Genomic DNA, 11,478 nt, shown 5'->3' with positions numbered 1-11,478 from the left:
AATCAGACAATTTACTATTGAACAATCTTTAAATTAGGTATATTGACATTCCTACGATCAAGGATTGTATTTTTCTTACCATTCAGCGTTTTTTCAAGAAAATCCACAATTACTTGATTACTTAATTCATAAATCGGCTCAGGATTCGCAGGAAATATACTGTCACTATCATACATCGTTCCGGAAAGATATGGTCTTAACAAAGGCATATCGGTGAAGCTATTGTGTATAGCACCGCCGTATATGGTAATGTCATATGCTGGACCTGTAACTACCTGTTCGTATCTGTTGTTGTATACTTTGAACATCTCTCTTAATTCTTGCTCCGTCTGTGAGTCTAGTCCTTCCGGCAGTGGCTGTTCAGCTTTTCCAGTTAAGAACATTTCTGACATTTCCGTTTTAATTAAGGCAAACGGCTTTGTCATTGTTTCTGTTTCAGTGAAACCAATAAATGACCCATCAATGTTAATGGCTGATTTAATTTTAGGTTCAACTTGCAAGGCACGTGCTGCTGCAGCTCCACCCATTGAATGCCCTACTGCCGCAATGTTTTTTAAATCTAGTTTGTTCTTAAATTTCTTATCTTTTTTATTCAAGGTACCCAGCTGCTGAATAACAAATTGTATATCTTTTACCCAGATATTATTGACGTAATCATCGTATTCATCTAGCTGTGGGATGGCATTTCCCGGTAAAAATTGAGAAGCAATTGGCATAAACCGCCCATCTTGAAATTCGGTTCCAAAGCTAAAGTGAGAATGGTCAATACTGACCACAATGAATCCATGGCTTGCCAGTTCACGTGTCATCCATTGATAATTCCAATTGCTCACACCCAGACCATGTGAAAACAATACAACTGGATATTTGTTTTTCTTATTAGATAATCGTCCATCTTTATACACTTGTGTATTGATATCATTCACATCAGCAAAAAGATCGCCAAAACTAAAAGTGGAGATAATCTGATTGATCCCCTTCTCCGTCATTGGGAGATAGGGCTCCTTTTTCTTTCCTTTATTGCTGGCTTTATCTGAAGGATACCATACTTGAACCTTAAGTTCCCTCTTGTTCTTCGGGTCAAGTAAGTCTATTCTGGAAGTGTCTACCCAATCATAGGTGGTAGATCCAACTTTATACTCTCCAGTCGTTTTCGGTAAGTTCACTAGAGCGTCCTCCGACTTAATGGAATGTTCAATTGGTGCTTCCTTGCCATTGGTCCCTTGGGCACTTGCTGAAAATGCACCCGAAAGTAAAGTAACTGCTGCTAAGGTACTGATCATAATTTTTTTCATTTCTTATTCCCCCAATTTATAAATTTGTTTGTCTTAACAAGCTTTGTTCATATGAACCATTTCTACAAATCTTCGATCAGCTATCCAGATTGCATGATTCTTAGATACCTATCCATTTGTTTTGTTGTTTTGTATATTCACATTGTACTAAGGATCGCCCCTACTCAAACCGCACACTTATGAAGGACCCCCGCACAGTTTATTGAAAAGCCTCCCATTATTTTTTGGGAACCACCGAAAGTTTTTTGCGGTGCGGGGACGGTTATGATGTTTCCATTAAAGGAAAGTATCCGAACCATCCCTCCGTTTCAAACGCCTTCACCTTTGCAAATTAAATAACTGGTAGTATTTTCTATTCAGTCATATCTTTCATTGATATACTCTAAGAAAACTAGATTTCTATCGGAAATTCATAAAATTAGAGGAAGTGATTACCATTGAAGAGGAACATATTGATCGTAGATGACCAACCAGAAATCGCAGAGCTGCTTAAGCTTTATTTAGAGAACGAAGGGTACGAGATTATTGAAGCACATGATGGCATGGATGCCTTAATGTCTATTTCGAAAGGGAATATTGATTTAATGCTCGTTGACCTAATGATGCCGATTATAGACGGATACCAACTCATTAAAAAGGTCAGAGAAACATTACAAATTCCGATTATTATTATCTCTGCGCAGCAGGAAGATCGTGACAAAATCTACGGGCTTGAAATTGGAGCGGATGACTTTATTCAAAAGCCGTTTAATCCCCATGAGGTGGTGGCCAGAGTGAAAGCCCTGTTGAGACGGAGTTATAACTTCTCATTTGAAGAGAACAAACATCCAGAAGTGTCTGAAACCATAAAAAAAGTAGTGGGAGACCTTACTCTTGATGGAGCGACCTATTCCATTATTCGAAACCATATTGCTATTTAACTAACAAAAATAGAATATAAAATACTCGAATTATTAATGGGCTCCCCTGGAAGGGTGTATACAAAGCAACAAATATTTGAAAGCGCTTGGAATGAATATTATATGGGCGGTGAAGAAGACAACACCATTAATGTCCACATTTCAAAAATAAGGGAAATATTGAAGAAAACCCGAAAAAGCCCCTATACATCAAAACAGTTAGAGGATTAGGATATAAATTTGAAAAAAGAATACATAATTTGAATAGGCCTGAGTAAGGTTTATTTTTTTGGCATTAGATAAACGTAAGTTATAAATAAGATTAATTTAAGATTGATGTCTTATTCTATTAACAATAATCTCGATAAACTTTAGGGAAGGGATGAAATTGAAACTGTTTCAAAAAAAACTTTTCCCACAGGAAGAAGGATATAGTCCTTATATCTACCTGGCAAATTTGTGTATCCCACTGTATTTCCTGCTGCAGGAGTCCGCAACTAGACAGTATTCCGGCCTTTTGCTGCTGGTGATTTTTGTTCTCTGCTACAGACAGGTATTTTGGGCTTCAACGTACGCATTCTATTTTATTATTGCTGAACTGATTATTACCTTTGTTTTCACATACTTTTACCATCCAATGTATTTGTATATCGTTTTTGTTTTTGCTAACCAAATGGTCCGCCTCCCCTTGAGATGGATGTATTGGTTATGTGGCAGTTTTATCGTGCTGAGTATTTATCCCATTTATCAAACGGTCTATCCTGACCAACTACTATACTTGTTCATATTCTTAGCACCATTATTTGGCGGCGGTATACTCCCCTTTCTTATAAAAGCCTCCTTAAAATATAAGGAATTGAACAAGGACCTTATACGAGTGGCAGAGGAATTAAGGATTAAAAATCTGGAAAAAGAACAACTAGAAGAAAGTAAAAAAAGAATGCTCGCCGATCTTTCACATGATTTAAAAACACCAATGACAACCATCCAAGGATATTCGAAAGCGTTATATGATGGCATGGTAGAAGATGAGGAACAAAAAAGACGGTACCTCAAATATATCCATGATAAGTCGATAAGAGTAACCTCCCTCATTGATGAGTTATTTATGTTTTCAAAATTGGATACCCCCGACTTCCAGATGATGAAGCAGGACCATGACATTTGTGAGTTTTTTCGGGAAGTGATTGTTGAGTACTATGAATTATTTACAGAAAAGGAAATGGAACTTACGATAAATATCCCAACGAAAAAGATATTTTATCGATTCGACCAGAAACTCCTTTATCGTGCCCTGTCTAATATTTTAGAAAATACTATTAAATATAATCCGGAACAAACTCCAGTATTTATCACTCTTAAAGAATCTAAAATTCAATCAGTATAGAAATTGGTGATGACGGGATTGGAATTAGTGAAGATATTGCTCAGAGCCTTTTTGATCCGTTTGTTAGAGGGGATAAAACCAGAAGCCATGATGGCGGGTCTGGGTTAGGATTGGCCATAACAAGAAAAATTGTCGAGAAGCTCAATGGCAAAGTGTACTTGGATACGAAACCCAAGCATGGAAAAACGAATTTTATCATAGAACTGCCGATATGATCGGCCTAATGAGGTATAACACTTGGATGTTATGCCTTTTTTTGTTTTCTGGGCAGCTGCATTCTTAATAGTAAGATATGGTTCACTTAAGATTAATTTAATACTTCATTTGTAGGATAGAAATATAAATAAGCGAACAAAAAAGGGGTAGTAAGATGAGCGAGTGTGTAATTGAACTAAATCAAATTGTAAAAAGCTATGGGGCTGTAAAAGCTGTAGATGGAATCTCTTTTAAAGTCTATAGAGGTGAAGTATTTGGGATTATCGGGGCAAATGGAGCCGGAAAATCAACCACATTAGAAATTATGATGGGACTGCGACAACCAGATTCCGGGGATGTAAGAGTTCTAGATATGGATATTACGGATGAGGCTGATGAAATTAAACAAAGGATTGGAATCCAGCTGCAACAGACCTCTCTCTATGATCGGATAAAAGTAAAGGAAGCTCTTGAACTATTTCGTTCCTATTATGATAAAAAAAGAGACCTTAAGGAAATTATTGATACGATTGGACTAGAACCCTATCTCAATAAATATGTAAAAAATCTATCCGGAGGGTGGAAGCAGCGGACATCACTGGCGCTGGCACTAATCAATGATCCAGAAATTATCTTCTTAGATGAACCAACAACCGGTCTAGATCCACAAGCGAGACGTGAGTTATGGGCCTGTATTAATAATTATCGTATGGAAGGAAAAACCATCATTCTTTCAACTCACTATATGGAAGAAGTTCAACGGCATTGTGATCGAATGGCGATTATTAAAAAAGGAAAGCTAGTTTCATGTGATAGACCGAGTCGTTTAATTGATTCATTAGATCATGCAGGAACGATGGAAGATGTTTATTTACACTATGCGGTAGAATACTAAGGGAGGATACAAGATGCAAACAGTATTAACACATACAAAAATGGAATTGAAGTTGTTTTTTAGAGAAACATTGCCATTATTATTTACGTATATTGTTCCAGCCGTTTGTTTTGTCGTGTTTGGTCTCATGTTTCAATCCAATTCATATGATGGGTTAGATTACTTCCAAGCGTATATACCAAGCATGATCGCTATTATTATTTTTACAACAGCCTTTTTTTCTATGGGACTTCAGGTGGTCATTGATAGAGAAAAAGGAGTTTATAAAAGATTAAAAGGAACCCCGCTTAATCAAGGAGCGATTTTTACAGCAACAATTGTCAAAGGATTTTTCGCAATATATGTAGGAGCAATCGAAATTCTATTGATTTCAAAGTTGGGCCTTGGATCAGGATCAACAGCGCACCCATTCGAGTTTTTTCTAGCGTTAACATTCTGTTCCATTACCTTTTTCTCAGTCGGATTTATTGTCTCAAGCCTTGCCAAACGAATGTAGACCGCATTAGGAATAGCGATGGTTGCCATGTATCCCATGATGTTCTTGTCAGGGGCAACCATTCCTCTAGAAGCATATCCAGATATCCTGCAAAAAATATCGATTTTCGTACCATTAACCTATGTTGTCAAAGTATTAAGAGATGGATGGAACGGTACACTCTTTACATCAGGAGCCATGGTAGACGTAGGAGTATTAATCGGGATTTTAATTTTTTCAACCATTATTGGACTTAAGTATTTCCATTGGACGGACTGATTATCTGAGTGAGAGGGATACATGGGGACGGTTCGAAACAGCTGAAAAAGTTATTTAGTTACAAGTTCGGACAGCTACCGATATCTGGTTCCCATTTCCCCCTACTCTTCAAGACATGGGCATCAGTTTCACAATCTGGTTCCCATTTTCCTCTTGCATTAAACACTTTTCTCAATTTTACATATCCATTTATAATACTTGAGTAAAATGTATAGTAAAAAAGGATCGCATATGATTGAATAGAATAAATTCCACCACCCATAATGAAAAAACCCCCAAGGTTCGGGTAACAAAGCTATTAGCTCATAGATTGTAATGAATAGAATCCAATAAACGAAATAACGGAACACTTTTAACCTTGAAGCTTCAAAAGGGTACCAATTCAGAAAAATAACATTCACTGGTGGAATTAATAGCGTATATACTAAAAAGTTATGCCACTCAATTCCCTTTTTAAAGTACCAGTAACCTCCAGTTTTTTCATCAATATAAATATCAGCCCAAGTAACCAAAATGATCGTAAATGCCCATATGTGGACTATTTGATTTTTTGTAAGATGTTTATTACTTTTATAAACAATTAAATTAAATAAAATAATAGAAATAACGCATAAGACCATAGCTTATAGCCACCCACTGTAACTATATAAATTTGCTATTAGTTTTTCCTTCAATTTGCGGAAAAATTCTTTTTGTACGCACCTGCATCGTTAGTCACATAATTACGGATTTACAAATAGGTTTGTTCATAATGATGAATGAAAGAAATAACAACAAATAGAATATTTATGTAAAAATCGCAAATCATTTGGAGGTCGACATACTCAAGAAATAGGATATTTTTATATCCCAAATGTTTCTAATTTTAGCATTTAGGAACCAATTGTAAAAACATCTTTCAGGGTTAGTCTCTTTCTCATCACTCTTGTTCTATTAATCTTTTATCTTTTCCCGATAGAAAACTCCCACTTCAATTTTGTGCATGGCGTAGCCCAAAAATAAGTGGGAGATGAATGTCGGTTGGTGATAGACAAAACATTTGTTCGCATGTTATGATATTCCTGTAAGTTGTTCTTTGAAAACTGGATATATTGGGTTCTGACAGGAAATGCTCTGTCAGGTAAAATATCCAAGCACCATTCTCCTCCACGCACACCGAAGTTGCGAAAACCAAGCTAAAGTAGGTTGCGTGGCGAGTCCGATGTACAAGTTTGTAATATTTGCAGGAGGCTCACGCCGTTAGTACTGCTAACCGTCGGTGCGACGGGGATAGCCTGCTAAATAACTGAGGGGTGCCTCGGTGTTCGCAGGAATCTCCATCTTCTAATTCTCGTTAGAAAATTAAGGTGGAGTAGTTCAATTTCCACGATAGGATCTAATGATCTCGAGATATTGAGTATCGCCAAGCCCATAATGTTGGAATTCCATAATTAATTTAAATACAAGCTCTTTTTCAGATAGATCTGGGTATTTTTTTAAATACCGCATAAGGTCACTTTCTTTATTAAGATAAGTTAAATATAATTCAATTCCTGTTTTTAAAGGGGCTGGAAAATTATGTTGAGGAATTTCCTTTTGAATCAACACTTGCTTGTAAATAGCATAATATCCCTCAGCGTTCAAAGTAAAACTGTCCATAAGTTCAAACTTATCTCCGACTATATGCAGATCAATACTTCCCTTATAATCAGTCTGGTCCAGCCAGGCAAGAACGGTAAGAATATTGATCTGACAAAACATATCCTCATCAAACCATAATGAAATACGAGTGAAATTTTTACTAAAGAGCGGCTTCAATGGGTTTAGAGCTATTTCCGTATATTGTTCAGGTGTAACGTGATGAACCTTCGCACGTATTTGGATGAATTCATGTGAAAATATATCATTACACGTGTCCCCATAACACATAGCCTCATTAAAAGGAATCATTAATTCTCCTTCAAGAAAATGAGTCTTTTTAAAAAAATGATACATTGATTGTCCATTTAGTAGATTTAACGTCCTTTCATGATTCATGAATATATCTTCCTCCCCTCTTATTAAAGAGGTAAAGTAATTTTGGCACCTCTCCTCCCCCATTATAAAGATAAAATAAAAAAGAAGTAACCAACTGCCACATTGAATGACAGAATTGGTTACTCTTTTTTATTAGTTACAGTATCATCCAGATTTACTTTTTTCACTTTCATTGTGATTCCTTCTATCCCCAACCATGAGCTTTTTTACAGACATTCGTTATCATTTTCAAATGTTTCATTCCTGTGATAAATATTAAAAAAGAGCCCGTACTGTTTCTTTTTCGTAGGATTATCTTTATAATTCGCACTAGATGATTTTTTAGGGAACACTTTACTTCTAGCTTAAGGAGGAGATCGATTATGAAAAAAATGATGTTTGCGTTAATAACCGGTCTATTGGCCGTTGTTTTAGCAGCATGCGGTGGAAATGAAGAAAGTACAGATGCTAAAAATGATGATAAAGCAAAAACAACGGAAACCGATCAGCAGAAGAAACAGCAAAAGAAAATGGAAGAAATGCAAAAGAAATTAGAAGCACAGCAAATCGATGAAAAGAAAACCGTTGCCATAGTGAATGATAAAAAAATTTTAGGAAGCGACTATAATAGCGCTTTAGCATCTACACAAGGGCAAATGCAGCAAATGGGAGTAGATCCAACTTCTAAAGAAGCTGCAGAGGAAGCGAAAAACCAAACAATTGACAGCTTAATCGGACAAACTCTTCTTCTTCAAGAGGCCGATAAAAAAAGCTATAAAGCTTCAGAGGCGGATATTAATAAGCAACTGGACGAAATAAAAAAACAGTTTAAAACTGAAAAAGAATTCGATGCTGCTCTTAAAAAATCCGGCATGGATATGAAAACACTTGAAACTCAAATAGCTGACAGTATTAAACTTAAGCAGTATATTGAGAAAGAAGTGCCCGCTGCTCAAATAACCGATGAAGATATTCAAAAAACGTATGATCAATATGTGGAACAAGGAAAGAGTACTGGACAAGAAATTCCAAAGCTTGAAGAAATAAAACTGCAAATCGAACAATCTCTTCAACAGGAAAAACAGCAAGAAAAACTCGCTCAGCAGGTTGAAGAGCTAAAGAAAAATGCGAAGATTGATATTAAGATTTAATAGGTTACACACATAATGAACAGCTCAAGTGGCTGTTGACAAATGCCTCTTCAAACGAAAAAGAAGTTGAATCTCTACAAAATGTAGTGTTCAGCTTCTTTTTTATTCACTAGATTCTTTGTCTATATATGAGGCTTTTTAGGTTGAGAAACAGCCCCATTTGATCATTCTTTACAAGATGGACCTTTTCAAAAAACAAATCCTGTTAATCAATCCTGCACTTTAATGCAATCAATCAACAAAACGGACGACAACCTTTTTCTGGAATCGCTACCCGTTTGTTTAAGTATATTTTTTCACAATCATGTCGAGTGCATCGGCCCACCCGTCGTACACGTACTGATCACCGGGGTGACCAGCGAATCCACGTAGATGGAAAATCATCTCGGTGCGGTCGCCTTGTGCGGTGAGGGTTAGGGTCACGATAGGGGATTCTTCAATGGGAGCATCAGGGTATCCCCAGGAGAAGACGAGCCGTTCAAAAGGTACGACCTCGATAAACACACCTCCGGTGAGAAACTCCTCGCCGGTCTCGATGTTGACCATCGTGTAGCGGTAGCGTCCGCCTTCGCGAACATCGAAAGAGATGGTCTCTAAAGGTGTCGAAGGCAACCAGTCGGCGAGTTCCTTCGCCTCGGTCCAAGCGCGCCACACGAGCTCGCGGCGGGCATTAAGGATGCGGGTAATTGTAAACTCCGGTTCAGATGTAGGCATCTTCATTGTTCCTCCTTTGTGGTCATACCAAAATATCTATCACCATATTTTACCATAGGAATAAAGATATTGTTTAACTATTCTTCCCATTTAGTTTAAAGACGTTCCCAGTACATTCCGGCTATTCCATGCATCAATTAATGTATGATAAAGTAGTAGAACTTCATTATGGAATGAAGAGTATTCATGATCTATTCCTTAAAAAGTGATTGTAATGAACTTCTTCACAAAGGCTGTTTTCAACTAAATGGCCCTCAAATGAAAAATGATTGCTTATTCTTGTTCTAGGATAGCGCCCGAAGGCAGAATAGAGAATGTATTTTAATACACTTTTCTAAACCCTACCACAGAGTCTGTAAACCCGGCTTTTTCATAAAATTGATGTGCACCTTTTCGAAAAGCTGATGATACAAGAACGGCATACGCACAATTATTATTTTTTGCAAATTCATCGAGAGATTCCATTAACTTTCGACCAATTCCTTTTCCTCTATTTCCATCTTTAACAATGACATCTTCAATGACCAAAAAAGGAACTGCCAAACCCATACAACATATACCAAGTGCAGACCCGACAACTTCATTATTATCTTTCGCAACAAACAAAAAGTATTTTTCATCGAGCATCATTTCTTTATATATTTCCAGTGATCGATCCAAAGAAGTTTCAAATGGTATAAGCGTTTTATAGAGCTCTAATAGTTCCGGAATATCTCCTTTTTTCAGCTTTTCTATTGTCACCATATAGAAAACATCCTTCCTGTGTTCTTTTAGTGAACTAACCACCACTTTGCTAACCTTACGTTCTGCTTGAAGTGGGGGCTTCTCGACTTATCGTTACTTTTACCAACCAACGAAAACTGACCGAGCTAACCCTCTTGTTCCAAGAGTTTTTGTTTCTATGATAATGCCAGTAAGCGTAAACCTTCATTTTTGATATTGATGGCTGAATTATAGTCACGTTCTGCTACATAGCCACAAGAACATTGATAGGTGCGTTCAGATAGCGACATAGGCTTTTCTGCACCGCAACAAGAACATTTTTTAGTAGAAGGAAACCACTTATCAATTTTGACTAGCTGTTCACCCTGTTCTTTTAGCTTGTACGCTAAGAAAGTAGTGAACATGCCCCACCCATTGTCGTGAACACTTTTTCCAAAGTGAAGGGCTTGAGACATTCCTTTCATATTCAAGTCCTCAATCACGACAGCATCAAAGTTGGAAGCTAATTTTTTTGATTTGTGGTGAAGATAATTCATACGCTGGTTCGCTACTTTTTCATGTAATTTAGCAACTACTAAGCGTTGCTTGTTCCAACGTGCAGAACCTTTCTTACACTTGGACAGAATGCGTTGTGCTTTTGCTAATTTTTCTGACATGACACGATAGTAGCGAGTATAATTGGCTTTCTCATTCTAGCTACTCACATATAATTCAGCCATAGCAAAATCTAGCCCAACGACATTTTCTATTTTTTTAGGGCTGTATGTCTTTTTCATATTCTGTTAGAACAGATACATAGTATTTTCCTGACTTCGTTCTGGAAATGGTACAGGATTTCAATTTATAAGCAGCAGGGATTTTCCTATGCTGTTTGATTTTTACCAGTTTTAGTTTTGGGAGTTTGATATGACCGTCTTTTAATTCGATGTTTCCATTAACTAAATTAGTCGTATAGGATTGTTTTGCTTTACGGTTCTTGAACTTTGGAAATTCAGCATTTCCTTCAAAGTAATTTTTATAAGCAGTCTGCAAGTTGATTTGTGCATTTGCTAAAGCTAGTGAATCCACTTCTTTTAGGAATGGAAATTCACCTTTATATTTTGCAGGAGTCGGAAACTTTTGCTTTCTAAGCGTTTCTTTATCATCCTTGAACTTTTCATAGGTTTCCTTGCGTTCTGCCAACATCTTATTATAGACCAAACGAACACAGACGAAAGTTTTAGCAAATAACACAACTTGATCTTTGTTTGGTAACAACCGAAATTTGAAAGCTTTGTTTTGCTTGGTCATATCTATTCACCTCCTAGTTATATTATAGAACATTCGTTCCTAATTCGCTATTATTTTGGCTAAAGCCAACCGAAATTCATCTCCCACCTACTCATTGGGCTGTCGCCCTTCACATTCCTTAAGGATGAGAGACTTCTTTCGGAGATCCGTTAAAAATAGTTTCATTATCATCACACCCCT

General features: G+C 36.9%; 8 protein-coding genes and 3 pseudogenes. 6 read left to right on the top strand and 5 right to left on the bottom strand.

Translation table 11 applies throughout. The annotated features are described in order from the left end of the window. Nucleotides 1–14 precede the first annotated feature (14 nt). Nucleotides 15–1,295 carry an alpha/beta hydrolase family protein gene (locus R4Z09_RS12770; RefSeq protein ID WP_338452656.1) on the bottom strand — a complete coding sequence of 427 codons (1,281 nt, stop codon included), beginning with the start codon at nucleotides 1,293–1,295 and terminating at the stop codon, nucleotides 15–17. Between the two features lie 437 nt (nucleotides 1,296–1,732). On the opposite strand from R4Z09_RS12770, the pseudogene R4Z09_RS12765 reads away from it, so the two are divergent. The 5 genes and pseudogenes from R4Z09_RS12765 to R4Z09_RS12745 all read left to right on the top strand — a co-directional run bounded on the left by R4Z09_RS12765 (nucleotide 1,733) and on the right by R4Z09_RS12745 (nucleotide 5,425). Beyond that, a pseudogene (locus R4Z09_RS12765) lies at nucleotides 1,733–2,472 on the top strand (response regulator transcription factor). A 110-nt stretch (nucleotides 2,473–2,582) separates the two neighbouring features. Next, nucleotides 2,583–3,581 carry a HAMP domain-containing sensor histidine kinase gene (locus tag R4Z09_RS12760; RefSeq protein WP_338452655.1) on the top strand — a complete coding sequence of 333 codons (999 nt, stop codon included), beginning with the start codon at nucleotides 2,583–2,585 and terminating at the stop codon, nucleotides 3,579–3,581. After that, nucleotides 3,572–3,796, top strand: coding sequence for an ATP-binding protein (locus R4Z09_RS12755; protein ID WP_338453265.1), 225 nt, complete (start codon nucleotides 3,572–3,574; stop codon nucleotides 3,794–3,796). Before R4Z09_RS12760 ends, R4Z09_RS12755 begins: the two co-directional genes overlap by 10 nt. A gap of 155 nt (nucleotides 3,797–3,951) precedes the next feature. Continuing rightward, nucleotides 3,952–4,671, top strand: a complete 720-nt coding sequence (locus R4Z09_RS12750) for an ABC transporter ATP-binding protein (protein ID WP_338452654.1) — start codon at nucleotides 3,952–3,954, stop codon at nucleotides 4,669–4,671. Nucleotides 4,672–4,684: 13 nt separating this feature from the next. After that, nucleotides 4,685–5,425, top strand: a pseudogene (locus R4Z09_RS12745) (ABC transporter permease). A 1,356-nt stretch (nucleotides 5,426–6,781) separates the two neighbouring features. On the opposite strand, the gene R4Z09_RS12740 reads toward R4Z09_RS12745, so the two are convergent. Further along, complete coding sequence (locus R4Z09_RS12740; protein ID WP_338452653.1) at nucleotides 6,782–7,441, bottom strand: AraC family transcriptional regulator; 660 nt, start codon at nucleotides 7,439–7,441, stop codon at nucleotides 6,782–6,784. A 362-nt stretch (nucleotides 7,442–7,803) separates the two neighbouring features. On the opposite strand from R4Z09_RS12740, the gene R4Z09_RS12735 reads away from it, so the two are divergent. Next, entirely contained in the window at nucleotides 7,804–8,571 is a 768-nt protein-coding gene (locus tag R4Z09_RS12735) for a SurA N-terminal domain-containing protein (RefSeq protein WP_338452652.1), read from the top strand. Nucleotides 8,572–8,853: 282 nt separating this feature from the next. Here the strand turns inward: R4Z09_RS12735 and R4Z09_RS12730 are convergent, their stop codons facing one another. The 3 genes and pseudogenes from R4Z09_RS12730 to R4Z09_RS12720 all read right to left on the bottom strand — a co-directional run bounded on the left by R4Z09_RS12730 (nucleotide 8,854) and on the right by R4Z09_RS12720 (nucleotide 11,298). Beyond that, nucleotides 8,854–9,285: an SRPBCC domain-containing protein gene (locus tag R4Z09_RS12730; protein ID WP_338452651.1), complete on the bottom strand. Its 432-nt coding sequence runs from the start codon at nucleotides 9,283–9,285 to the stop codon at nucleotides 8,854–8,856. A gap of 321 nt (nucleotides 9,286–9,606) precedes the next feature. Beyond that, on the bottom strand, nucleotides 9,607–10,029 hold the full coding sequence (locus R4Z09_RS12725) for a GNAT family N-acetyltransferase (RefSeq protein WP_338452650.1): 423 nt from the start codon (nucleotides 10,027–10,029) through the stop codon (nucleotides 9,607–9,609). Between the two features lie 155 nt (nucleotides 10,030–10,184). Then, a pseudogene (locus R4Z09_RS12720) lies at nucleotides 10,185–11,298 on the bottom strand (RNA-guided endonuclease InsQ/TnpB family protein). Between the last annotated feature and the right edge of the window lie 180 nt (nucleotides 11,299–11,478).

It is taken from the genome of Niallia oryzisoli (assembly GCF_036670025.1).
In the GTDB taxonomy this organism is placed as follows: Bacteria; Bacillota; Bacilli; order Bacillales; family Cytobacillaceae; genus Bacillus_BD; species Bacillus_BD oryzisoli.
Note: the sequence above shows the minus strand (reverse complement) of the source record. Positions and strands in the feature narration are given on the sequence as shown.

Coding starts and splice junctions, on each gene's coding strand:
- R4Z09_RS12770 (WP_338452656.1), bottom strand. CDS start 1,295: ATGAAAAAAATTATGATCAGTACCTTAGCAGCAGTTACTTTACTTTCG.
- R4Z09_RS12750 (WP_338452654.1), top strand. CDS start 3,952: ATGAGCGAGTGTGTAATTGAACTAAATCAAATTGTAAAAAGCTATGGG.
- R4Z09_RS12740 (WP_338452653.1), bottom strand. CDS start 7,441: ATGAATCATGAAAGGACGTTAAATCTACTAAATGGACAATCAATGTAT.
- R4Z09_RS12735 (WP_338452652.1), top strand. CDS start 7,804: ATGAAAAAAATGATGTTTGCGTTAATAACCGGTCTATTGGCCGTTGTT.
- R4Z09_RS12730 (WP_338452651.1), bottom strand. CDS start 9,285: ATGCCTACATCTGAACCGGAGTTTACAATTACCCGCATCCTTAATGCC.
- R4Z09_RS12725 (WP_338452650.1), bottom strand. CDS start 10,029: ATGGTGACAATAGAAAAGCTGAAAAAAGGAGATATTCCGGAACTATTA.